Genomic DNA, 24288 nt, shown 5'->3' with positions numbered 1-24288 from the left:
ACCAGCATTTGTTGAAATAGCCGCATATTCTACCCGTTATCTCCGGGCGCGCCAAACCACTGATGATACCAACGGGGCAAAATTTGATCCCGTAAGCTATGGATTTGCCAGCCATGTTGCGAAAAAGAAACGGTAAGTTGTCCCAGTCGGGGTGTTGTTAGCCAGCGATACCCCTCCTTTCGGTAGCGGCGAGCCACTTTGATCGAAGGCAGTCGCCACGCGTTATAGCGAGAGGCAGACACCAGAGCGATCTTCCCACCCACGCGCTGCACCAGAGGGAGTGACGAGGAGGTATTACTGCCATGGTGCGGCACCTGGATAAGTGTAGACGCAAGATATTGCCAGTGACGACTGAGCATCGTTTTTTCTCCCTTCGCTTCAATATCGCCGGTTAACAACACGCTATGGGTACCGTCCTCAACTTTAACTACGCAGGAACCGTTGTTGCCGCGCTGCGGTTTGTTAGCGAGGGGCCAGTGTGCGCTGAAGGTGAGCCCTCGCCACTGCCAGCGCTCCCCGCGCACACAAGGGCCATGCCCGGCCCAGCGCAGCGGGCTTCTTATCCACATAGTCGGCCACGCCTTACGTAGCGATACCAGCCCGCCGATATGGTCGAGGTGTTCGTGGCTGATAATCACCCCCTCCGGGCGTAAATGGTGCCACCGTAACCATGGAATGATCAGCTGTTGCGCACTGTCCCCGCCCGGCCAGGCGGGTCCGGTGTCATAAAGAATTGCTCTCCCCTGCCGCTCGATCACCATTGCCAGCCCCTGCCCGACATCCAGCATATGCACGGCCCAGCCCTCTGTTTGATCAGCCCGCCATAGTGGACTGGTTGCCAGCACCAGTGCCGAGACACAGACCACCGGACAGGTACGCGCCCCGCGCAGCCGCCAGGCGACGATGGCGGCCCAGGGCAGCAGGGTCAGCCACAGCCAGCGTTTATCGACCGGGATCCAACCGTCAGGGAGCGCGGTTAAAAATCTGAACAGCAGCGACAGTGAGCCATCCGCAAACGTCCAGACCATATTTTCCGCCGCCGGCCACATGCAGAGGTGCAGCCCCATTCCCAGTAAGATCAAAGGCACCGAAATAAAGGTCACCAGCGGCACCGCCACCAGATTCGCGACCAGTGAAGAGAGGCTGAAACCATGGAAGACGACAATCTGTACCGGCAGCAACAGCAACAGCATGCCAAGTTGCAGGTGCAGCAAGCTAGCCACAGCCCTGACGACCCACGGGCCGGAAAAGCGCGGGGCAGGCATCCACTGATACCAGAAAATCAGCACCGCCACGGCAAAAGCGGACAGTAAAAGACTGTACGACAGCACGGCCAGCGGATCGGCCAGCAAAATGGTAGCAATGCAGACTCGCCATACCTGCCAGGGCGACCAGAGACGACCGCTCAATTGCAACGCCAGACAAGCGCCCAGTGAGACGACGGTGCGCAACGCAGGAGGTTGCATTCCGGTAAGCCAGGCGTAAAAGGCGGCAAAGCAGAAACCTGCCACCAGCGGGGCTCGCCAGCTTACCCAATGTCCCGGGATGAAAAACTGTATGCCCCGCACCAGCAGCCAGACAACCGACGCCGCCAGGGCTATGTGCAAACCTGAGATCGCCATCAGATGCCCGGTGCCGGTTTCCCGCATCAGATTTTTTATCTCTGACGTTACCGCCAGCCGCTCCCCCATGCCCAGCCCCAGCAGAACCGGCCCCCAGGTATAGGTAGAAAGTGTGGCCGTTAGCGAGGTGAGATAGCGGGCGCGTAAGCTACAGCGATCATCTGTTACATCGGCATGGGTAAAACGCCCGGTCAGGGGTTGATGCTGTGCCAGGGCATAGCGCTGGGAATCGAACCCGCCATCGTTGAGTTGCCCGTGAACGGCACGTAATGACAAGGTCATCGCCCAACGCTGCCCGGCGCAGCCCGGTTGCGGCAGCGTGTTGCCATACAGCGTGACGCCTACTGCTGGCACTATCGCTTTGCCGTTGAGCTGGATAATGCGGGCCCGATAGGTCGCCTCGTTTTCAACCGCTACGATCTCTATCTCCGCTTTCTGCGGACCCCGGGTCAGATTCTGCATTGGCCAGACCGCACTTTGCGCGGCCAGCGCTCCCCAGGCAAAGAAGAGCAGCCAGAAACCACTGTAGCGGGCCACGTTATGACGAATTAAGGCGAGCAGAAATCCGGCAACTGCTATGGCCTGGATAACCGGCAGCGCTGGCAGAGCGGGCAGCCACAGAAGTGGCAGGATAGCCAGGATCAGACATGTCGCTAACGACGTTAAACGCATTTACACCTCCCTGTGTCAGGGCAGTGTGCGTTCAGACGTTAAGTCTGTCAGGTGCGAAATTGTGCGGTTGCGACGCAGGCTGGCATAAATCAACGTCGTGCAGCAAAAAGCCGGGAAATTTGCGGCGCAGCTTCAGGATAAAAAGGAGAAAAACAAAAAAGCACCCGCAGGTGCTTTTTTTGTGGTCACTCAGTTTTGCCCGCAGGCGAAACTCAGTTGCCGTAAATATTGGCGCGATCGCGCAGCTCTTTACCCGGCTTAAAGTGCGGAACGTATTTACCTTCCAGCTCTACTTTGTCGCCAGTCTTCGGGTTACGCCCGGTACGTGGAGCACGATAGTGCAGAGAAAAACTACCGAAACCGCGGATTTCAATGCGCTCGCCCTGTGCAAGAGTGGTAGCCATATGCTCCAGCATCTCTTTTACGGCGTCTTCCACTGCTTTCGCAGGTATATGCGATTGCTGGCTGGCAAGTCTTTCAATCAATTCTGACTTGGTCATGATTCCTCCGGTTCCTTCAAACCAATTAGCTAAACAGCTTAAACAAGGGCGGCCGTAGCCGCCCTTTGTTATTGATTACAGGACGAATCCTGCAATCTGTCAAGTCACTCTACGAGTAACTTATTCGCCTTTAGCTGCTTTGAAAGCTTCAGCCATTGCGTTGTTAGAGAAGTTTGCATCTTCCTGTTTGTTAACAGTTGCGATTGCATCTTTCTCATCAGCTTCGTCTTTAGCACGAACAGACAGGCTGATTGCACGGTTCTTACGATCAACGCCGGTGAATTTAGCTTCAACGTCGTCGCCTACGCTCAGAACCAGAGTTGCATCTTCAACGCGGTCACGTGAAGCTTCAGAAGCGCGCAGGTAACCTTCAACGCCGTCAGCCAGTTCTACGGTTGCGCCTTTCGCGTCAACTGCAGTCACTTTACCGTTTACGATTGCGCCTTTCTTGTTCAGTGCAACCCAGTTGTTGAACGGATCTTCTGCGAGCTGTTTAACGCCCAGGGAGATACGCTCACGCTCTGCGTCAACCTGCAGAACAACTGCTGCGATTTCGTCGCCTTTTTTGTATTCACGTACTGCTTCTTCGCCTGCAACGTTCCAGGAAATGTCAGACAGGTGAACCAGGCCGTCGATGCCGCCGTCCAGGCCGATGAAGATACCGAAGTCAGTGATAGACTTGATTTTACCTTCAACACGGTCGCCCTTGTTGTGGGTTTCCGCGAACTGCTGCCATGGGTTGTTTTTGCACTGCTTCAGGCCCAGGGAGATACGACGACGTTCTTCGTCGATATCCAGAACCATAACTTCCACTACATCACCAACGTTAACAACTTTGGATGGGTGGATGTTTTTGTTGGTCCAGTCCATTTCGGAAACGTGAACCAGGCCTTCAACGCCTTCTTCGATTTCAACGAAGCAGCCGTAGTCGGTCAGGTTGGTAACGCGACCAGTCAGTTTAGTACCTTCTGGGTAACGTTTAGCGATAGCTACCCATGGATCTTCGCCCAGTTGTTTCAGGCCGAGGGATACACGAGTACGCTCGCGGTCGAACTTCAGCACTTTAACAGTGATTTCGTCGCCCACGTTCACGATTTCGCTTGGGTGCTTAACGCGTTTCCACGCCATGTCGGTGATGTGCAGCAGGCCATCAACGCCGCCCAGGTCAACGAATGCGCCGTAGTCAGTGAGGTTCTTAACGATACCTTTGACTTCCATGCCTTCCTGCAGGTTTTCCAGCAGCTGATCGCGTTCTGCGCTGTTTTCGGATTCGATAACGGCACGACGGGAAACAACAACGTTGTTACGCTTCTGGTCCAGCTTGATTACTTTGAACTCAAGCTCTTTGCCTTCCAGGTGCAGGGTGTCACGAACTGGACGAACGTCTACCAGTGAACCTGGCAGGAACGCACGAATACCATTCAGCTCAACAGTGAAGCCACCTTTAACTTTGCCGTTGATAACACCGACCACAGTTTCAGCTTCTTCGTAAGCTTTCTCCAGCGTGATCCATGCTTCGTGACGTTTCGCTTTTTCACGAGACAGCAGGGTTTCGCCGAAGCCGTCTTCTACTGCGTCCAGAGCAACGTCAACTTCGTCACCAACCTGGATTTCCAGCTCGCCCTGAGCGTTTTTGAACTGCTCTGCCGGAATGGCAGACTCAGATTTCAGACCGGCGTCAACCAGTACGATATCTTTGTCGATAGCAACAACAACGCCACGAACGATGGAACCCGGACGGGTTTCGATTTCTTTTAAGGATTCTTCAAACAGTTGAGCAAAAGATTCAGTCATGTTTAATCTTCAGGTTAATATTAACGTCCACCTGGCTCCGTGCCGGATGGGGTTGTTTCACATACCCGCCGTCAATCCATTGCAGCGGGGGTACTGCTAAATCGGTCGCGATTACGCGAGAGCCAATTTCTGGCGCGCATATTGTAGCGCTTTTTCAATCACTTGCTCAATAGTTAAACTGGTAGAATCCAGAACTAATGCATCATCTGCGGGAACAAGCGGTGCAACGGCGCGATTACGGTCGCGATCGTCACGCTCTTTTATCTCAGACAAAAGACGTTCAAAGTTAACACTAAAGCCCTTTTCCTGCAACTGCAGCATACGGCGCTGCGCGCGCTCCTCCGAGGAAGCGTCAAGGAAAATTTTCACCGGCGCATCAGGGAAGACCACGGTTCCCATGTCGCGTCCGTCGGCGATCAGGCCCGGGGCGTCACGGAACGCGCGCTGGCGACGTAAAAGCGCCTCGCGAACGCGCGGAAACGCCGCGACCTGAGAGGCGGCGTTCGCCACTTCCTGAGTGCGGATCTCAGCGCTGACATCTTCCCCTTCGAGGATCACTTCCAGGTTGCCGTTGGTGGAGATGAAACGTACATCCAGATGGGCGGCCAGCGGCACCAGTGCCTCTTCAGAGGCGACATCGACATGATGATGCAATGCAGCCAGCGCCAGCACACGATAGATTGCGCCCGAATCTAAAAGATGCCATTGCAGTGCTTCCGCCATGGCTTTGCATAGCGTGCCTTTACCTGCGCCACTCGGCCCGTCAATGGTGATTACCGGGGCAATTGCCGTCATCTTTTTCTCCTTAAATTAGGCATACCGTTGTGTAAACGCCGCGCATTATACGCGCCAATGTGCACAACTGTTACCTTTGCGTGCAAATTACGGAATGATTGAAGCTGAGTGTAGAAGAAATGGACGATGATGACGTCAGGAAGCGTAAGGAAACGCCGCATCAGGTGATGCGGCGCAGCAATATCATGCAGGAGTGCTAATACGCGCCAGCTGCTCGAAGTAGTCGGGGAAGGTTTTCGCGGTACATTTCGGGTCAAGGATGGTGACCGGCGTATCGGAGAGCGCCACCAGCGAGAAGCACATCGCCATACGGTGGTCGTTGTAGGTGCCAATTTCCGCCGCCTGCAGCCTGGCCGGTGGCGTTACGCGGATATAGTCCTCGCCTTCTTCCACTTCGGCACCGACTTTACGCAGCTCGGTCGCCATAGCAAACAGGCGATCGGTCTCTTTCACGCGCCAGTTATAGATGTTGCGCAGCGTGGTGGTGCCTTTGGCAAACAGCGCCGCCGTGGCAATGGTCATCGCCGCGTCAGGAATATGGTTCATGTCCATATCAATGGCGTTCAGCTCCCCGCGGGTGCAGGAGATATAGTCATCGCCCCAGGTCACCACGGCGCCCATCTTCTCCAGCACATCAGCAAAGCGAATGTCGCCCTGCACGCTGTTGCGACCAATACCGGTCACTTTAACGGTACCGCCTTTAATGGCGCCCGCTGCCAGGAAGTAAGAGGCCGACGAGGCATCGCCTTCCACCAGGTAGTTGCCCGGTGTCTGGTACTGCTGCCCGCCGCGCACCACGAAACGCTGGTAGCTGTGGTTTTCCACCTCAACGCCAAAGGTCTTCATCAGGTGCAGCGTGATATCGATATAGGGTTTGGAAACCAGCTCGCCTTTAATGGTGATAGTGGTGTTTTGTGGCGCCAGCGGTGCGGTCATCAACAACGCGGTCAGGAACTGGCTGGATACGCTGCCGTCCACCGCCACTTCACCGCCGGTAAAGCCACCGCGCAGACGCAGCGGCGGATAGTTTTCCTGCTCCAGATAGTCAATCTGCGCGCCGCCCTGACGCAGCGCATCAACCAGATGGCCAATCGGACGCTCTTTCATGCGCGGCTCGCCCGTCAGCACGATGTCATTGCTGCCCAGGCAGAGGGCTGCCGCCAGCGGGCGCATAGCCGTGCCGGCATTGCCGAGGAAGAGCTCCAGCGCGTCGGCGGAGTGCAGCGCACCCGCATTGCCCGTCACTTCACAACGGGTACGATCCGCAGACAGGGTGTAGTGGACTCCCAACGCTTTCAGCGCATTAAGCATATGGCGAACGTCATCGCTGTCCAGCAGGTTAGTGAGAACAGTGGTGCCATTTGCCAGCGCAGCCAGCAGCAAGGCGCGGTTCGAGACACTTTTTGAACCAGGCAGATTGATGGTGCCATCTACCCGCGCGATAGGGTGTAACGTCAGGGATTCCATGAAATTTAAGTCTCAACTCAACATAATAAAAACCCCGCAGCCAGGCTACGGGGGAATAAACACGGGCGCGATTAACCGTGGCGACGTTCGAAGTCAGTCATGAAGTCGGTCAACGCCTTAACGCCTTCGATCGGCATGGCGTTATAGATGGAGGCACGCATTCCGCCAACCACGCGGTGGCCTTTCAGCGCATGCAGGCCAGCAGCGAAGGACTCTTCGAGGAAGAGCTTATCGAGGTTGCTGTCAGCCAGCTGGAACGGCACGTTCATGCGGGAGCGGTTCGCTTTGGCGACGTCGTTGCGATAGAAGTCGCTGCCATCGATCACGCTGTAGAGCAGCTCGGATTTCTGCTGGTTGATCTTATTCATCTGCGCCACGCCGCCATTGTTTCTCAGCCATTTAAAGACCAGGCCAGAGAGATACCAGGCAAAGGTCGGCGGGGTGTTGAACATGGAGTCGTTATCGTTCAGCACGCTGTAATCCAGAATCGACGGGCAGGATTTGTGGGCTTTACCCAGCAGATCTTCGCGCACGATCACCAGAGTCAGACCGGCCGGGCCAATGTTTTTCTGCGCGCCAGCGTAGATCACGCCGTAGCGGCTGACATCCAGCGGCGCAGAGAGAATGGTGGAGGAGAAGTCCGCCGTGACGACTACATTCTCGCCAAAGTTTGGCTCTTCGTGGATAGCGATGCCGTCGATGGTTTCATTTGGGCAGTAGTGCAGATAGGCCGCATCGCGGGAGAGCTGCCATTCGCTCATCGGTTTTACCGCGCGTAAGCCGTCAACGGTGACTTTGGCATCAATCACGTTCGGGGAGCAGTATTTGTGCGCTTCTTTTACCGCGCTGGCAGCCCAGTAACCGGCATCAACATAGTCGGCGGTGGTTTTGTCGCCCAGCAGGTTCAGTGGAATACCCGCAAACTGACCGCGCCCGCCGCCGTGACAGAATAATACTTTGTAATTTGAGGGGATATTCAGCAGGAAACGAAAATCTGCTTCTGCCTCTTCCGCCACCTGAATAAACTCTTTACCACGGTGGCTGACTTCCATTACCGACGTGCCAAGACCATTCCAGTCGCACAGCTCCTGTTGAGCCTGTTTGAGCACATCCGCCGGTAACATTGCCGGACCTGAACTAAAATTAAAGACCTGAGCCATTTCCCCTCACCACGCTATAAAGCCATAAGTAATAACTGTGGATATCGGTTTTATCATTCAGTGACACGCGCCGCAATGTCTAAAACTCATGCCCCGGAAAATGTGCCCGCCATCACACAATACATTCTGCCAGCGGGCTGTCACAAAACCGACAAAATTGCTGTCAAGTGATGCGTTTGGCCAGGCTAACCTTCGTCCATTCCGGATTCGTACAACGTGGACATAATTGATGCGCCCCGGCCTGTAGAGTCTGAACATGACCGCAACGCCGACAGGCATATTCGCCGACTTCCGGTATCGTCATAAATCGTTTCACAAATTCATCCGGCAATATGCACAGCCCGGGCTTGACCTGATCGTCGTCATAAAAGTAAACGCTTATCTGCCCGTTGGTCTCCATAATGGCAAGCTTAACCTGCCCAAGCTGCTCGACGCCGCTCACCCGCAGTTCCATAAAGAACTCAAACTCGGTCATGTTGGCACGCTTTACTTTTTCCCAGGCCAGTTTGCCCTCTTCGACAATGGCGACCGGTTTTCCCTCAAGCAGGTCTTCCAGCTTTTCACTTTTCGACATCAGCCACATCACCAGCCGGTAGAGCAACGCCAGGGTGATGAAAACAACAAAGACGGGAATCATCGGCACATCGTCATAAAATGCCACGTCCCCCGCCGCCGACCCCAGGGTCAAAATGATTAACACTTCGAAGAGCGACATCTGACGCACGCCGCGTCGTCCGGTAAGTTTGAGGAACAGGAAAACCAGTACAAAGGTATAGAGACTTCGCAGCGCTACCTCGCCTAAAAACTCAACGGGTACTTTATCAAAGGCCATTCGTTGAAGATCGAATGCTTTCATTTTTTATATTCCTTTACAGTAGGTTACTGGATATAAGCATAGTCCAGCCTTTTATTTTCGCCGAAACCGCCGGGGAGATAGCGCCTGTCATGCAAAACCCGTATCATTGCGCGCTTTCCGTACGATATAAGTGATCCCCATGACTCAAACGTTTATCCCCGGCAAAGACGCCGCCCTGGAAGATTCCATCGCTCGCTTCCAGCAAAAACTGACCGACCTGGGCTTTAACATCGAAGAGGCCTCCTGGCTCAACCCGGTTCCCCACGTCTGGTCTGTGCATATTCGCGATAAAGAGTGCGCGCTGTGCTTTACCAATGGCAAAGGTGCGACCAAAAAAGCGGCGCTGGCCTCTGCGCTGGGTGAGTATTTTGAACGTCTGTCCACTAACTATTTCTTTGCCGATTTCTGGCTGGGCGAGACCGTGGCGAATGGCCCGTTTGTTCACTATCCAAATGAAAAATGGTTCCCGCTGACCGAAGATGACGAACTGCCGGAAGGGATCCTCGACGATCGTCTGCGTGCGTTTTACGATCTGGAGAATCAACTGACCGCCAGCATGCTGGTTGATTTGCAGTCAGGTAATGAAGATCGCGGTATCTGCGCCCTGCCGTTTACCCGTCAGTCTGACGAGCAAACCGTCTATATTCCGATGAACATCGTCGGCAACCTGTATGTCTCCAACGGCATGTCAGCCGGTAACACCCGCAACGAAGCGCGTGTTCAGGGTCTGTCCGAAGTCTTTGAGCGCCATATTAAAAACCGCATTATCGCGGAATCTATCAGCCTGCCGGAGATCCCGGCTGAGGTACTGGCCCGCTATCCGGGCGTGGTGGAGTCCATTGCCAAACTGGAAGCAGAAGGCTTCCCAATCTTCGCCTATGACGGCTCGCTGGGCGGGAAGTATCCGGTGATCTGCGTGGTGCTCTTCAACCCGGCGAACGGCACCTGCTTCGCTTCCTTCGGGGCGCACCCGGACTTCGGCGTAGCGCTGGAACGTACCGTTACCGAGCTGCTGCAGGGCCGTAGCCTGAAAGATCTCGATGTCTTCACTCCGCCGACGTTTGATGACGAAGAAGTGGCGGAACATGCCAACCTGGAGACGCACTTCATCGACTCCAGCGGCTCTATCTCCTGGGATCTGTTCAAGCAGGACGCGGATTATCCGTTTGTTGACTGGAGCTTCTCCGGCACCACGGAAGAAGAGTTCGCCACCCTGATGGCTATCTTCACTGCCGAAGGGCAGGAAGTGTACATCGCCGATTATGAACACCTGGGCGTCTACGCCTGCCGTATTCTGGTGCCGGGCATGTCCGACATCTATCCGGTGGAAGATCTGTGGCTGGCCAATAACAGCATGGGTAGCCACCTGCGCGAAACCCTGCTGGCACTGCCGGAGAGCGCATGGGAGAAAGAGGACTACCTGAACCTCATTACCCAGCTGGACGACGAAGGCCACGATGACTTTACCCGCGTACGCGAGCTGCTGGGTCTGGCGACGGGTAAAGACAATGGCTGGTACACCCTGCGTATTGGCGAGCTGAAGGCGATGCTGGCGCTGGCAGGCGGCGATCTGGAACAGGCACTGATCTGGACCGAATGGACCATCGAATTCAACGCCTCGGTATTCAGCGCGGAGCGCGCAAACTACTACCGTTGCCTGCAGACGCTGCTGTTGCTGGCGCAGGAAGAGGATCGTCAGCCGCTGCAGTATCTCAACGCCTTCACCCGCATGTACGGTGCCGAAGCGGTAGAGAACGCCAGCGCGGCCCTGAGCGGCGAAGCGCCGTTCTATGGCCTGCAGGCCGTAGACAGCAATCTGAAAGCCTTCCCTGCTCACCAGTCCTTGCTGAAGGCCTATGAGAAACTGCAGAAAGCCAAAAGCGCGTACTGGGCTAAATAACGTTACATACCATTACAAACAGTAGGCGAATACAATCGCCTACGTTATATTACGGGGCAATTTTTATTGCCCCGTTTTCTATTTGCGCGGTAATAAATTTTAGTTGTAATAATAAAGTTAAATATTGGTAGCTATAATAATTCCAGCTTGCCGAGTATTGTTACTATTTATATGAAATACTCCATTTTAATTAACTGTCCGGGAGAGGGTCAGGAGAAAAAAATCAACTCATTTTGTAACTTTTAAAATTTATTTTTATCAGGATAATCAAAAACTTACTCCGCATTTGCTGTAAAACCACACAGTTTGCGGGCCTATAAGCCAGGCGAGATATGATCTACATCAATTTCTCTTCTATAATGCTTTGTTAGTATCTCGTCGCCGACTTAATAAAGAGAGAGTTAGTGTGAAAGCTGACAACCCTTTTGATCTTTTACTCCCAGCTGCGATGGCAAAAGTTGCCGAAGAAGCGGGTGTCTATAAAGCAACAAAACAACCGATGACGACGTTCTTCCTGGCGATTACCGCTGGCGTGTTCATCTCCATCGCTTTTGTTTTCTATATCACTGCCACTACCGGTACCGCCGCAATGCCTTTCGGTATTGCCAAGCTGATTGGTGGCATCTGTTTCTCGCTGGGTCTGATTCTCTGCGTCATCTGCGGCGCCGATCTTTTTACCTCGACGGTACTCATCGTCGTGGCGAAAGCCAGCGGTAGAATCACCTGGGGTCAACTGGCCAAAAACTGGATTAACGTTTATATCGGTAACCTGATTGGATGTTTACTGTTTGTCCTGTTGATGTGGTTGTCCGGTGAATATATGACAGCCAACGGGGGCTGGGGTCTGAATGTCCTGCAAACCGCCGACCACAAAATGCACCACACATTTATTGAAGCCGTTGCCCTTGGCATCCTGGCGAACCTCATGGTCTGCCTGGCCGTCTGGATGAGTTACTCCGGCCGCAGCCTGATGGACAAAGCCATGATTATGGTACTGCCCGTCGCCATGTTCGTCGCCAGCGGCTTTGAACACAGCATTGCAAACATGTTTATGATTCCTTTCGGTATCGTAATCCGTGACTTTGCCAGCCCGGAGTTCTGGACCGCTGTTGGTTCAAGCCCGGAGAATTTCTCTCACCTGACCGTTATGAACTTCATTACTGATAACCTGATCCCAGTCACAATCGGGAACATTATCGGCGGTGGTCTGCTGGTTGGGTTGACATACTGGGTCATTTACCTGCGTGGCGATAACCATCATTAACGGTTGTCTCAGGCAGTAAATAAAAAATCCACTTAAGAAGGTAGGTGTTACATGTCCGAACTTAATGAAAAGTTAGCCACAGCATGGGAAGGTTTTGCCAAAGGTGATTGGCAGAATGAAGTCAACGTTCGTGACTTCATCCAGAAAAACTACACCCCATATGAAGGTGACGAATCCTTCCTGGCCGGTGCCACCGACGCAACCACTGCCCTGTGGGATAGCGTTATGGAAGGCGTTAAGCAGGAAAACCGCACTCACGCGCCTGTTGATTTCGACACCTCCATCGCGTCCACCATCACTTCTCACGACGCGGGTTATATCAACAAGTCCCTCGAGAAGATTGTTGGTCTGCAAACTGAAGCGCCACTGAAACGTGCGATTATCCCGTTCGGTGGTATCAAAATGGTTGAAGGTTCCTGCAAAGCGTACAATCGCGAGCTGGACCCAATGCTGAAAAAAATCTTCACCGAATACCGCAAAACCCACAACCAGGGCGTGTTTGACGTATACACCAAAGACATCCTGAACTGCCGTAAATCTGGCGTTCTGACCGGCCTGCCAGATGCGTATGGCCGTGGCCGTATCATCGGTGACTACCGTCGCGTTGCGCTGTACGGTATCGACTTCCTGATGAAAGACAAATATGCCCAGTTCCAGTCTCTGCAGTCTGACCTGGAGAATGGCGTAAACCTGGAAGCCACTATCCGTCTGCGTGAAGAAATCGCTGAACAGCACCGTGCGCTGGGTCAGATCAAAGAGATGGCAGCGAAATACGGTTGCGATATCTCCGGCCCTGCAACCAACGCTCAGGAAGCGATCCAGTGGACCTACTTCGGTTACCTGGCTGCTGTTAAGTCTCAGAACGGTGCAGCAATGTCCTTCGGTCGTGTATCCACCTTCCTGGATGCGTACATCGAACGTGACCTGAAAGCAGGCAAAATCACTGAACAAGACGCTCAGGAAATGATTGACCACCTGGTCATGAAACTGCGTATGGTTCGCTTCCTGCGTACCCCAGAATATGATGAGCTGTTCTCTGGTGACCCAATCTGGGCAACGGAATCCATCGGTGGTATGGGCGTAGATGGCCGTACTCTGGTAACCAAAAACAGCTTCCGCTTCCTGAACACCCTGTACACCATGGGTCCTTCTCCCGAGCCGAACATCACCGTTCTGTGGTCTGAAAAACTGCCACTGAACTTCAAGAAATTTGCCGCTAAAGTGTCCATCGACACCTCTTCTCTGCAGTATGAGAACGATGACCTGATGCGTCCTGACTTCAACAACGATGACTACGCTATCGCTTGCTGCGTAAGCCCAATGGTTGTTGGTAAACAAATGCAGTTCTTCGGTGCGCGTGCAAACCTGGCGAAAACCATGCTGTACGCAATCAACGGCGGCGTTGATGAAAAACTGAAAATGCAGGTTGGTCCTAAGTCTGAGCCGATCAAAGGCGACGTGCTGAACTATGACGAAGTCATGGATCGCATGGATCACTTCATGGACTGGCTGGCTAAACAGTACGTCACCGCGCTGAACGTTATTCACTACATGCACGACAAGTACAGCTACGAAGCCTCTCTGATGGCGCTGCACGACCGTGACGTAGTGCGCACCATGGCATGTGGTATCGCAGGTCTGTCCGTTGCGGCTGACTCCCTGTCTGCTATCAAATATGCGAAAGTTAAACCAATTCGTGACGAAGACGGTCTGGCTATCGACTTCGAAATCGAAGGCGAATACCCGCAGTTTGGTAACAACGACGCTCGCGTTGATGACATGGCGGTTGACCTGGTAGAACGTTTCATGAAGAAAATTCAGAAACTCACTACCTACCGTAACGCTATCCCGACTCAGTCTGTTCTGACCATCACCTCTAACGTTGTGTATGGTAAGAAAACCGGTAACACCCCAGACGGACGTCGTGCTGGCGCGCCATTCGGACCAGGTGCTAACCCAATGCACGGCCGTGACCAGAAAGGTGCTGTTGCCTCTCTGACCTCCGTTGCAAAACTGCCGTTTGCTTACGCTAAAGATGGTATCTCTTACACCTTCTCTATCGTTCCAAATGCGCTGGGTAAAGATGACGAAGTGCGTAAAACCAACCTCGCGGGTCTGATGGACGGTTACTTCCATCATGAAGCGACCATCGAAGGTGGTCAGCACCTGAACGTGAACGTCATGAACCGTGAAATGCTGCTCGACGCGATGGAACACCCTGAGAAATATCCTCAGCTGACCATCCGTGTTTCTGGCTACGCAGTACGTTTTAACTCGCTGACTAAAGAGCAGCAGAAAGACGTTATTACCCGTACTTTCACTCAGTCCATGTAAGTGGATTTGACTGAAATCGCGCAGTAAAAGGCGTACAATAAAGGCTCCACGCAAGTGGGGCCTTTTTAACACCTCCCGCTCCGCAGTCTCTTTTGCCCGCTATCTATAATGAATGGATAACAGCCAAAACAGACTCGACACAGCCTCCGAGTTGTGCACATAAACAGGCCCCGGAAGGGCCGAACCTGGAGATATCACCGCAATGTCAACTATTGGTCGCATCCACTCCTTTGAGTCCTGTGGCACCGTCGATGGCCCGGGCATCCGTTTTATTACCTTCTTCCAGGGCTGCCTGATGCGCTGCATGTATTGCCATAACCGCGATACATGGGATACCCACGGCGGCAAAGAGGTCACCGTTGAAGATTTAATGAAAGAAGTGGTGACCTATCGCCACTTTATGAACGCCTCTGGCGGCGGCGTAACCGCATCCGGCGGGGAAGCGATCCTGCAGGCTGAGTTTGTGCGCGACTGGTTCCGCGCCTGCCGTAAAGAGGGTATTCATACCTGTCTGGATACCAACGGCTTTGTCCGTCGCTACGATCCGGTAATCGATGAACTGCTGGAAGTGACCGATCTGGTGATGCTCGATCTCAAGCAGATGAACGACGAGATCCACCAGAACCTGGTGGGGGTCTCCAACCACCGCACTCTGGAGTTTGCAAAATACATCTCCGCCAAAGGCATCAAAACCTGGATCCGTTATGTCGTCGTTCCAGGCTGGTCAGATGATGATGATTCAGCCCACCGCCTGGGTGAGTTCACGCGCGATATGGGCAATGTCGAGAAAATTGAATTGCTGCCGTATCACGAGCTGGGCAAGCATAAATGGGTGGCGATGGGCGAAGAATACAAACTTGATGGCGTGAAGCCGCCGAAGAAAGAGACCATGGAACGCGTGAAAGGCATTCTGGAGCAGTACGGTCACAAGGTCATGTATTAACAAAACGCCCGGTCTTTACCGGGCGTTTTATTTATTAGTCAAAGACACCATTAATAATGGTCGTCACAATTGCCGTACTCAGCGCAATTAAGACCAGATCCTTGCCGACTACCCGCCATTCATAACCAGGGTAAGAAGGCAATTGACCTAACATTGAAGCCGGTACGGTCTTTTTCGCAATTCCCGGCGGCAGCGGTTTACCGCGGGCGAGGTTTTTCGCAATCCCCGGCGGCAGTGAGTCATAACCTGTTAAACCATAGTTTAACGCCAGATGACGGGCATGATCGTAACTGACACGTGCATCCACATCCTCTCTTACGCTTTTATTTGATTTGCCGGAAGTGTGGTTACCGTTATTTTGTTTATTACCATGATTATCGGAATTCCCCTTCCCGGTATTTCCGTTCCCATGATTACCGCTATTACCTTGCCCACCGCCATTGCCGTGGCCATTTCCATTCCCATTGCCTGGATTAGCCATAACAGGTGCAGTTGCAAATGATAAAGACAACACTACTGCCAGCGCGGTAGTGGTAAAACGACGAGTAGACATGATCGCTGCCTTTTAGTGGTAGAACGCATCTGAATTATCGCCTGGCATGATAAACAAACAATGCGTAAAACTCTTAGATGTGACAGAGACAAAAAAGCCTGTCATCGACAGGCTTTTATTTGTTCAGGCATGCGCCACTGGCGTCGGGTGTTCGCCCGCTTTGCGCAGCAACATTAAGAGATAAATAAACGACACACTGGCGATCATAATAAACAGCAGATTGTCAGAATAATTCTGCATCAGCATGGCGGTAAAGGTCGGACCCAGCAAACTGCCGATAGTGTAACTCAGCAGCAGCGCCTGGTTCATCGCCACCAGCTGATGATGCTCCACTTTCTCACAGGCCCAGGCCATCGCCACCGGATAGAGGGTAAAGCCCGCCGCGCCCAGAATAAACAGTGCAGGCGCCATGGCGGCATTACTGAGCATGGCAAAGCACCCCATGATCACCACGAAGACCTGAACGCGCAGCACCAGCAGGCGCCCAAAGCGGTCGGCAAGACGCCCCACCGGCCACTGTCCAACAATCCCGGCGCTAACCATCACCGCCATCCAGAAACCGATACCGGAATCACTCACCCCCTGATGGTTGAGATAGAGCGGCATCAGGCCATACAGCGAGCCCAGTACAATCCCGGAGATGATGCAGCCATTAACGCCCAGACGCGCCTGGCGCAGTCTCAGCATCGGCCAGACGTGGGTCGCTTCCTGGTGCTCGCTGCTCTGGTTCACAATGCGCGTAAAGAGCAGCGGCAGAATAGCGGCCAGCACCATGCCCGTGACCCACGGCAGCACGCTCATCAGGTCGGTTGGAAGTTTGCTGACCATCAGCTGGCCCAGCACGGTCCCAACATAATAGACCATCATATAGGCCGCCAGCAGACGACCGCGGTTGCGGGAGGTACCGCTGCACATCAGGGCGCTTTCCACGACCACCCAGATCATGGCGCAACCTACGCCAGCAATAAAGCGCCAGACCATCCAGCTCCAGAAGCCAACCATCAGCCCCAGCCCGGCACAGCCGGCAGCAAAAATAAGCGACGCCAGATAATAGCTGCGGTTAAAGCCAAAACGTTTGATCAGGCTTCCCGTCATTAATGTTCCCAGCAGGTTACCGGTAAAAAAGGACGAGCTGACCATGCCAACCTGCCAGGTCGGTAAATTTTCATGGGCGAGCCACAGCGGGACGAGCGTATTTAACACCGCGATCGCGAGGGTCAGCAAAAGCAGGCCACAGAGCAACAGGAGCACTGGCCGGGTATAGGTCGACATGGATTAAAAACCGTGAGGAAGTTCAGATTTCGTGCGCATCATGCCACTGGCAAAAACAAAGTCAATCCACCCTCTTGAGCCGCAAGCACGATATGATCCTCGTCGATTGAAAAAACTCATCCTGCTAATGGAATGGCGGCTATCAATAATATTTATGTGTTTGTTTTTGTTTATATAGAGACAAAATTGAAGCCAAACGACAGTAGAAAAATTTCATGATCGAAAATAAAAAAAACCGGGCACTAAGTCCCGGCTTTCTATAACAAAGATTAACGTTAACTGGCGACAGCCATTCCAACAGTCATATGCAGACCGTAGAATACGCCGCGACCCAGTAATTCGCCCGCCAGCACCAGCACAAATGCCAGCGACAATAACGGTAACGCAGGCTGATAGCCTTTAAGCTGCGGCACAATCCAGCAGGCCAGCGCGGCCGCTAACAGCACCACGCGCCAGGCCATCAGCGAGCCGTAATCCGGCACCAGAGCTGACGCCTGCTGAATGGAGCTGCTGATGGTTGCCAGCTCCGCCCCCTGCATCAGGGCAACGAGGGCGCTCGCCACCAGCGCCAGCAGGGAGACGGCAGGCAATAAACGCATGGCCCAGCCGTCCACACCCGCCACGCGCAGCAGCAGGAAACCGAGCAGCGGCCCGCCGATAAACATCGTCAGGAAGAAGCTCATTGGGGTCCAGACGCTGTACCAGGTAGGCACGGTGTCGATTGTGTTATAGACCCGAACCATCATCCAGACGAACACCACGCCCAGCACCATCGTGACAATCAGCCACAAGCTGCGCAGCCCGACAGGCAGTTTCTTCATTGCGGCCAGCAGCCAGCCCAGACCACCAACAGCAAAGAAGATCGCCCCGCTGGCGATCTCATTACTGAGTGACGAAGCACCCACGCGGTTGAGGGAGTTGAACGCGCGCATCGGTGAGCCCAGATGCAGCGTAGAGGCAATAAAGCCGATCCCCATCAGCACCCACAGGCCAAACATGCTCAGCACCAGACGCTGCTGTTGTTCAGCCTTCAGATCACCTTTTAACAGCGCCAGCGCGAGCACAATAAAACCGCCCGCCACACACTGTCCGAAGACGGTAAAAATCATTAACGGCCATTCATGCCATCCGCTTCCCATCTCACACCTCCTTTGGATTGGCCAGATAGCCGGTGGTATCACCCGTTGGTCGGCTGTTGGCATTGGGTTTAATGACGATACTCGGCTTCGTAAAGTGTGCCGACGGCAGCGGCGCGACCGCAGCCAGCTTGCCGTACTTCTGGCGCAGCTCGGCAATCGGACCGAAATCCAGCGCCCGTAGCGGGCAGGATTCAACGCAAATCGGCTTATGGCCTTCAGCCACACGATCATGGCAGCCGTCGCACTTGGTCATATGACCTTTGTCGGCGTTGTACTGCGGCGCGCCGTACGGGCAGGCCATATGGCAATAACGACAGCCGATGCAGACATCTTCATTCACCACGACAAAACCGTCGTCGCGCTTGTGCATCGCGCCGCTCGGGCACACCTTGGTACAGGCGGGATCTTCGCAGTGGTTGCAGGCAATGGAGAGATAGTAGGCAAAGACGTTCTGATGCCAGACGCCGTTGTCCTCCTGCCAGTCGCCGCCCGCGTACTCGTAGATACGGCGGAAGCTGACATCCGGCGTCAGATCCTTATAGTCTTTACAGGCCAGCTCGCAGGTTTTACACCCGGTGCAGCGGCTGGAATCAATAAAAAATCCATACTGAGTGGTCATCGGCTACTCCTTACGCCTTTTCAACCTGAACAAGGTTACTGTGAGACGGATTGCCTTTCGCCAGCGGCGACGGGCGTTGCGTGGTGAGCACGTTAATGCAGCCAGCCTGATCGACGCGGTTGGCGTCCGGGTTGTACCAGGCGCCCTCACCTAGCGCGACGACGCCCGGCAGAATACGCGGCGTCACTTTGGCTTCAATGTGTACTTCGCCACGGCTGTTAAAGATCCGTACCCGGTCGCCGTTGGCGATCCCGCGGGCGTTAGCATCCAGCGGATTGATCCACATCTCCTGACGACAGGCCGCCTTAAGGACATCAACGTTGCCGTAGGTAGAGTGCGTACGTGCTTTGTAGTGGAAGCCAGTCAGCTGCAGCGGGAAGGATTTGACCTGCGGATCGTCGTAGTTTTCGAAGCCCGGGCTGTAAACCGGGAGTGGATCGATCACATCGTCTTTCTCGAGCTCCCACGTCGCGGCGATCTGCGCCAGCTCAGCGGAGTAGATCTCAATTTTGCCTGACGGGGTGGTCAGCGGATTGGCCACAGGATCGGCACGGAAGGCTTTATACGCCACGTGATGCCCTTCCGGGTCACGCTTTTTGAACATGCCTTGCTGGCGGAATTCATCAAATGAAGGCAATTCCGGAATGGCTTCGCGGGACTGCTCGTACAGGTGGCGCATCCACCCTTCCTGGGTGCGCCCCTCGGTGAACTGTTGCTCAACGCCCATACGTTTCGCCAGCTCTGTGGTCATCTCATAGATGGTTTTGCAGCCGAAGCGCGGTTTGATCGCCTGGTCCGCAAAAATCACGTACGACATATTGCCGCAGGAGGCATCAAGGGCGAAGTCCATCTGTTCCGAGGCGGTGCAGTCTGGCAGCAAAATGTCGGCATACTTCGCCGAAGAGGTCATATGGCAGTCCACCACCACAATCAGCTCGCATTTTTTGTCATCCTGCAGGATCTCATGGGTACGGTTGATCTGCGAATGCTGGTTGATCAGGCAGTTCCCGGCGTAGTTCCAGACCATCTTAATTGGCACGTCGAGTTTATCTTTGCCGCGTACCCCATCACGGGTGGCGGTCATTTCCGGGCCGCGCTCGATGGCATCGGTCCACATAAACATTGAAATGCTGGTCTTAACCGGGTTTTCCAGGGTCGGCATGCGTACAAAGGGCAGTGAATATGAGCCTTCACGCGCGCCGCTGTTGCCACCGTTAATCCCCACATTGCCGGTCAAAATCGCCAGCATGGCGATAGCGCGGGAGACCAGTTCACCATTCGCATGACGCTGCGGCCCCCACCCCTGAGAGATAAACGCGGGCTTCGCCCCGGCGATTTCACGTGCCAGTTTGATGATTCGCGCCTCAGGTATACCGGTGATGGCCGCAGCCCAGGCCGGGGTTTTGGCGATGCCGTCATTGCCCTGGCCGAGAATATAGGCTTTATAGTGGCCGTTCGCCGGAGCCCCTTCAGGCAGCGTTTTTTCGTCGTAGCCGACGCAATATTTATCGAGGAAAGGCTGGTCGACGAGGTTTTCAGTGATCATGACCCAAGCCAGGGCAGAGATCAGCGCTGCATCGGTGCCGGGACGGATGGGGATCCACTCATCTTCGCGTCCTGCCCCGGTGTCGGTATAGCGCGGGTCAATGACGATCATCCGGGCTTGCGATTTTTCCCGAGCCTGTTCAACGTAATACGTCACCCCGCCGCCGCTCATGCGCGTTTCGCCAGGGTTATTGCCGAACAGCACTACCAGCTTGCTGTTTTCGATATCCGACGGGCTGTTGCCATCTGCCCAGCCGCCGTAGGTGTAGTTCAGGCCAGCGGCAATCTGTGCGGTTGAGTAGTCACCGTAATGATTAAGATACCCCCCGCAGCAGTTCATCAGACGGGCGATCAGGGTTTTTCCCGGCGGCCAGGAGCGGGTCATGGTGCCGCCGAGGGTGCCGGTACCGTAGTTCAGATAGATAGATTCGTTACCGTAATCCTTAATCAGACGCTGCATCGTACCGGCGATGGTATCAAAGGCTTCTTCCCAGCTGATGGGTTCGAATTTGCCTTCTCCGCGTTTACCCACGCGCTTCATCGGCTGCTTCAGGCGATCCGGATTGTAGACGCGGCGGCGCATCGAGCGGCCACGCAGGCAGGCGCGAACCTGATGTAATCCTTCGTAGTTATCATCCCCGGTATTGTCGGTTTCAACGTATTTAATTTCACCGTCAACGACATGCATGCGCAGCGGACAGCGGCTGCCGCAGTTCACCGTGCAGGCGCTCCAGACCACTTTCTCATCAGGTTTAACGGTCTCAGTGGCTTGTGCAGCCGATGCCAGACGTGAAAAAGGCAATGTGAATGCGCTACTGGCAACAGCCAGGCCGCCAATCGCCGTGGTTTTCATCAATCCACGTCGACTCACCTCAGCAGCCAGCAGAGCTTCAGGCGTTTTTATTTTCATAGATTCTCACTTTGGTTGCTCACAAAGTTCAAAGGTGCGGCAGTCACCGCTATATAGTTTTTTATGTAAGGATGGCGTGCGTTAGCAGACGTTTACGCTAACCAACTGTTTGGCAAGTATTACTACTTTAGAGGGAGGGGTTATTGCCTGACATCAAAAGCGGGGCATAAAAAAAGCGCCCGCAGGCGCTTTTTACTTAAAAACAAATCAACCGATGTACTGCTGGCCTTTCATGTACGGACGCAGCACTTCAGGGATTTCGATACGGCCATCGGCCTGCTGGTAGTTTTCCAGCACCGCGACCAGCGTGCGCCCCACTGCCAGGCCGGAGCCGTTCAGGGTGTGCACCAGGCGGGTTTTCTTGTCGGATTTACTGCGGCAGCGAGCCTGCATGCGGCGCGCCTGGAAATCACCTACGTTAGAGCAGGAGGAGATCTCACGGTAGGTGCCCTGCGCCGGTACCCATACTTCGAGGTCGAAGGTTTTGGAGGCGCCAAAGCCCATATCACCCGTACAGAGCGCCACGCGGCGGTACGGCAGACCCAACAGCTCCAGCACTTTTTCCGCGTGGCCGGTCATCTCTTCCAGCGCCGTCATGGACTCTTCCGGACGCACGATCTGTACCATCTCAACTTTGTCGAACTGGTGCATACGGATCAGACCGCGGGTATCACGGCCATAAGAGCCCGCTTCAGAACGGAAGCACGGAGAGTGTGCCGTCAGTTTGATCGGCAGGTCATCTTCGTCGAGGATTTCGTCACGCACGAGGTTGGTCAGCGGCACTTCTGCCGTTGGGATCAGCGCGTAGTTGCTGCTGTCTGCTTCTTCATCCAGCGGACGAGTATGGAACAGATCGCCGGCAAATTTCGGCAGCTGGCCGGTGCCGTACAGCGTATCGTGGTTAACCAGATACGGTACGTAGGTTTCGCTGTAGCCGTGCTGCTCGGTGTGCAGATCCAGCATGAACTGCGCCAGCGCGCGGTGCAGATGGGCGATCTGCCCTTTCATCACCACAAAGCGGGAACCGGTCAGCTTAACGGCAGCGGCAAAATCGAGCCCTGCATGCATTTCGCCCAGCGTAACGTGATCGCGAACTTCGAAGTCGAACTCGCGAGGCGTACCCCAGCGTTTCACTTCGACGTTGTCGTTTTCGTCTTTGCCGACAGGTACGCTGTCGTCAGGGATATTCGGGATCGCCAGCGCGATATCACGAATTTCGGCCTGAAGAAGATCCAGCTCAGCTTTCGCCTGATCCAGTTCTTCACCCAGCTTGTTCACTTCCAGGCGTAATGGCTCAATGTCTTCCCCGCGCGCTTTCGCCTGGCCGATGGATTTCGATCGAGAGTTACGCTCTGCCTGCAAGTTTTCGGTTTGTACCTGCAGAACTTTACGACGCTCTTCAAGAGCGCGCAGCTTATCTACATCCAGTTTAAAGCCCCGGCGTGCCAGTTTTTCAGCGACTGCGTCTGGCTCGTTACGCAGCAGATTGGGATCGAGCATGCTTATCCTGTGCTTATCGAATTAAAATAGGAAATGTGACCACAGCCTGCGGTCACGAAGATACAATTGCAAACATTACCGCAACGATAGCCCTAACGGTAGCGTTTTATAGGGCTATTTTGATCCTGTCCGGCAAGCCAGGCGAGCTTTTCGCCAATCTTACCCTCAAGGCCTCTGTTTGTCGGGTGATAGTAGCGTGTTTGTGCCATTTCCTGTGGGAAATACTCCTCCCCGGCAGCGTAGGCGTTGGGCTCGTCGTGGGCGTAGCGGTATTCCTGACCGTAGCCCATCTCTTTCATCAGTTTGGTCGGCGCATTGCGCAGGTGGACTGGAACATCGTAATCAGGACGTTCGCGGGCATCGGACATCGCCGCTTTGAAGGCGGTATAGACGGCATTACTTTTGGGTGCGCAGGCCAGATAGACAATGGCCTGGGCAATGGCGCGCTCGCCTTCAGCAGGCCCGACCCGGGTGAAGCAGTCCCAGGCAGAGATCGCCACCTGCATGGCGCGCGGATCGGCGTTACCGACATCTTCGGAGGCAATCGCCAGACAGCGGCGGGCAACGTACAGCGGATCGCCTCCGGCGGTAATAATACGCGCATACCAGTAAAGCGCGGCATCGGGCGCACTGCCGCGCACTGATTTGTGCAGCGCCGAGATCAGGTCGTAAAAACGATCGCCTTTATTATCGAAACGCGCGCTACGTTCACCGGCGATTTCGGTCAGCAGCGCCGGGAGCAAGACCCGCTTACCGCTGTCGTCGGCTTCGGCCATATCGGCCATCATTTCAAGGGTATTCAGCGCCCGGCGCGCATCGCCATTAACCAGCTCTGCAATGGCGCGACGGGTCTCGTCAGGTAGAACGATATCCTGGCCGCCGTAGCCCCGGGCCTTGTCGGTCATCGCCTGCGTCAGCACCTGCTCGATATCATCAGTGGTTAACGATTTCAGCAGATAGACACGGGCACGGGACAACAGTGCGGAGTTGAGTTCAAACGAGGGGTTTTCCGTGGTGGCGCCGATAAAGGTGATGGTGCCGTCTTCAATATGCGGCAGGAAGGCATCCTGCTGGCTTTTGTTAAAGCGGTGCACCTCATCGACAAACAGGATTGTGCGGCGACCGGCGTTACGGTTCTGTCGCGCCCGTTCGATGGCTTCGCGGATCTCTTTCACGCCGGAGGTGACGGCGGAGATGCGCTCGACATCTGCATCAGCATAGCGGGCGATCACTTCCGCCAGGGTCGTTTTACCGGTGCCCGGTGGCCCCCAGAGGATCATCGAGTGCAGATGCCCGGCTTCAATGGCGCGCGGCAAGGGTTTGCCCGTGGCCAGCAGATGCTGCTGGCCGATATACTGCGCTAAATTTTCTGGCCGCATACGGGCGGCCAGAGGTTGAAACGCATTATCTGAAAAATCGAGCGACAGGTTGCTCACTCACGCC

At 54.5% G+C, this 24288-nt stretch carries 18 protein-coding genes; 4 read left to right on the top strand and 14 right to left on the bottom strand.

What is annotated here, in order from left to right; translation table 11 throughout:
• Positions 1–29: 29 nt before the first annotated feature.
• The 7 genes from FHC51_RS13110 to FHC51_RS13080 form a co-directional block, all read right to left on the bottom strand.
• The gene (locus tag FHC51_RS13110; RefSeq protein ID WP_220435732.1) at positions 30–2294 is read right to left on the bottom strand and encodes a ComEC family protein; all 2265 of its coding nucleotides are present in this window, start codon (positions 2292–2294) and stop codon (positions 30–32) included.
• A gap of 212 nt (positions 2295–2506) precedes the next feature.
• Positions 2507–2794: an integration host factor subunit beta gene (gene ihfB, locus FHC51_RS13105; protein ID WP_039029484.1), complete on the bottom strand. Its 288-nt coding sequence runs from the start codon at positions 2792–2794 to the stop codon at positions 2507–2509.
• Between the two features lie 120 nt (positions 2795–2914).
• Positions 2915–4588 carry a 30S ribosomal protein S1 gene (gene rpsA, locus FHC51_RS13100; protein WP_032617357.1) on the bottom strand — a complete coding sequence of 558 codons (1674 nt, stop codon included), beginning with the start codon at positions 4586–4588 and terminating at the stop codon, positions 2915–2917.
• A 111-nt stretch (positions 4589–4699) separates the two neighbouring features.
• On the bottom strand, positions 4700–5383 hold the full coding sequence (cmk, locus tag FHC51_RS13095; RefSeq protein WP_103178921.1) for a (d)CMP kinase: 684 nt from the start codon (positions 5381–5383) through the stop codon (positions 4700–4702).
• Between the two features lie 183 nt (positions 5384–5566).
• Positions 5567–6850, bottom strand: a complete 1284-nt coding sequence (gene aroA, locus FHC51_RS13090; RefSeq protein ID WP_114387525.1) for a 3-phosphoshikimate 1-carboxyvinyltransferase — start codon at positions 6848–6850, stop codon at positions 5567–5569.
• Between the two features lie 71 nt (positions 6851–6921).
• Positions 6922–8010: a 3-phosphoserine/phosphohydroxythreonine transaminase gene (gene serC, locus FHC51_RS13085; protein WP_220435731.1), complete on the bottom strand. Its 1089-nt coding sequence runs from the start codon at positions 8008–8010 to the stop codon at positions 6922–6924.
• Between the two features lie 163 nt (positions 8011–8173).
• Complete coding sequence (locus tag FHC51_RS13080) at positions 8174–8866, bottom strand: DUF421 domain-containing protein (RefSeq protein WP_220435730.1); 693 nt, start codon at positions 8864–8866, stop codon at positions 8174–8176.
• 139 nt (positions 8867–9005) lie between these two features.
• Here FHC51_RS13080 and ycaO point away from each other — a divergent pair, with 139 nt between their 5' ends.
• From ycaO to pflA, 4 genes are all read left to right on the top strand, one after another.
• The gene (gene ycaO, locus FHC51_RS13075; RefSeq protein ID WP_220435729.1) at positions 9006–10766 is read left to right on the top strand and encodes a 30S ribosomal protein S12 methylthiotransferase accessory factor YcaO; all 1761 of its coding nucleotides are present in this window, start codon (positions 9006–9008) and stop codon (positions 10764–10766) included.
• 406 nt (positions 10767–11172) lie between these two features.
• Positions 11173–12030, top strand: a complete 858-nt coding sequence (gene focA / locus FHC51_RS13070; protein ID WP_139157106.1) for a formate transporter FocA — start codon at positions 11173–11175, stop codon at positions 12028–12030.
• A 51-nt stretch (positions 12031–12081) separates the two neighbouring features.
• Positions 12082–14364, top strand: a complete 2283-nt coding sequence (gene pflB / locus FHC51_RS13065) for a formate C-acetyltransferase (RefSeq protein ID WP_103823382.1) — start codon at positions 12082–12084, stop codon at positions 14362–14364.
• A gap of 202 nt (positions 14365–14566) precedes the next feature.
• Positions 14567–15307, top strand: coding sequence for a pyruvate formate lyase 1-activating protein (gene pflA / locus FHC51_RS13060; protein WP_103823383.1), 741 nt, complete (start codon positions 14567–14569; stop codon positions 15305–15307).
• A gap of 34 nt (positions 15308–15341) precedes the next feature.
• On the opposite strand, the gene FHC51_RS13055 is transcribed toward pflA, so the two are convergent.
• The 7 genes from FHC51_RS13055 to rarA form a co-directional block, all read right to left on the bottom strand.
• Positions 15342–15860, bottom strand: coding sequence for an anti-virulence regulator CigR family protein (locus FHC51_RS13055; protein ID WP_220435728.1), 519 nt, complete (start codon positions 15858–15860; stop codon positions 15342–15344).
• A 123-nt stretch (positions 15861–15983) separates the two neighbouring features.
• Complete coding sequence (locus FHC51_RS13050; RefSeq protein ID WP_103178912.1) at positions 15984–17132, bottom strand: MFS transporter; 1149 nt, start codon at positions 17130–17132, stop codon at positions 15984–15986.
• A 275-nt stretch (positions 17133–17407) separates the two neighbouring features.
• The gene (locus tag FHC51_RS13045; protein ID WP_220435727.1) at positions 17408–18271 is read right to left on the bottom strand and encodes a dimethyl sulfoxide reductase anchor subunit family protein; all 864 of its coding nucleotides are present in this window, start codon (positions 18269–18271) and stop codon (positions 17408–17410) included.
• A gap of 1 nt (position 18272) precedes the next feature.
• The gene (locus FHC51_RS13040; protein WP_220435726.1) at positions 18273–18890 is read right to left on the bottom strand and encodes a DMSO/selenate family reductase complex B subunit; all 618 of its coding nucleotides are present in this window, start codon (positions 18888–18890) and stop codon (positions 18273–18275) included.
• A 10-nt stretch (positions 18891–18900) separates the two neighbouring features.
• A complete protein-coding gene (dmsA, locus tag FHC51_RS13035; protein ID WP_220435725.1) occupies positions 18901–21345 on the bottom strand; it encodes a dimethylsulfoxide reductase subunit A in 2445 nt (814 codons plus the stop codon).
• 207 nt (positions 21346–21552) lie between these two features.
• The gene (gene serS, locus FHC51_RS13030) at positions 21553–22845 is read right to left on the bottom strand and encodes a serine--tRNA ligase (RefSeq protein ID WP_220435724.1); all 1293 of its coding nucleotides are present in this window, start codon (positions 22843–22845) and stop codon (positions 21553–21555) included.
• A 92-nt stretch (positions 22846–22937) separates the two neighbouring features.
• On the bottom strand, positions 22938–24281 hold the full coding sequence (gene rarA, locus FHC51_RS13025; protein ID WP_220435723.1) for a replication-associated recombination protein RarA: 1344 nt from the start codon (positions 24279–24281) through the stop codon (positions 22938–22940).
• Positions 24282–24288: the final 7 nt, after the last annotated feature.

The organism is Leclercia sp. EC_58 (assembly GCF_019584355.1).
In the GTDB taxonomy this organism is placed as follows: domain Bacteria; phylum Pseudomonadota; class Gammaproteobacteria; order Enterobacterales; family Enterobacteriaceae; genus Enterobacter.
The sequence above is the reverse complement of the archived record's forward strand: the minus strand, read 5'-3'. Positions and strand labels throughout refer to the sequence as shown.

Coding starts and splice junctions, on each gene's coding strand:
- FHC51_RS13110 (WP_220435732.1), bottom strand. CDS start 2,294: ATGCGTTTAACGTCGTTAGCGACATGTCTGATCCTGGCTATCCTGCCA.
- ihfB (WP_039029484.1), bottom strand. CDS start 2,794: ATGACCAAGTCAGAATTGATTGAAAGACTTGCCAGCCAGCAATCGCAT.
- rpsA (WP_032617357.1), bottom strand. CDS start 4,588: ATGACTGAATCTTTTGCTCAACTGTTTGAAGAATCCTTAAAAGAAATC.
- cmk (WP_103178921.1), bottom strand. CDS start 5,383: ATGACGGCAATTGCCCCGGTAATCACCATTGACGGGCCGAGTGGCGCA.
- aroA (WP_114387525.1), bottom strand. CDS start 6,850: ATGGAATCCCTGACGTTACACCCTATCGCGCGGGTAGATGGCACCATC.
- serC (WP_220435731.1), bottom strand. CDS start 8,010: ATGGCTCAGGTCTTTAATTTTAGTTCAGGTCCGGCAATGTTACCGGCG.
- FHC51_RS13080 (WP_220435730.1), bottom strand. CDS start 8,866: ATGAAAGCATTCGATCTTCAACGAATGGCCTTTGATAAAGTACCCGTT.
- ycaO (WP_220435729.1), top strand. CDS start 9,006: ATGACTCAAACGTTTATCCCCGGCAAAGACGCCGCCCTGGAAGATTCC.
- pflB (WP_103823382.1), top strand. CDS start 12,082: ATGTCCGAACTTAATGAAAAGTTAGCCACAGCATGGGAAGGTTTTGCC.
- pflA (WP_103823383.1), top strand. CDS start 14,567: ATGTCAACTATTGGTCGCATCCACTCCTTTGAGTCCTGTGGCACCGTC.
- FHC51_RS13055 (WP_220435728.1), bottom strand. CDS start 15,860: ATGTCTACTCGTCGTTTTACCACTACCGCGCTGGCAGTAGTGTTGTCT.
- FHC51_RS13050 (WP_103178912.1), bottom strand. CDS start 17,132: ATGTCGACCTATACCCGGCCAGTGCTCCTGTTGCTCTGTGGCCTGCTT.
- FHC51_RS13045 (WP_220435727.1), bottom strand. CDS start 18,271: ATGGGAAGCGGATGGCATGAATGGCCGTTAATGATTTTTACCGTCTTC.
- FHC51_RS13040 (WP_220435726.1), bottom strand. CDS start 18,890: ATGACCACTCAGTATGGATTTTTTATTGATTCCAGCCGCTGCACCGGG.
- dmsA (WP_220435725.1), bottom strand. CDS start 21,345: ATGAAAATAAAAACGCCTGAAGCTCTGCTGGCTGCTGAGGTGAGTCGA.
- serS (WP_220435724.1), bottom strand. CDS start 22,845: ATGCTCGATCCCAATCTGCTGCGTAACGAGCCAGACGCAGTCGCTGAA.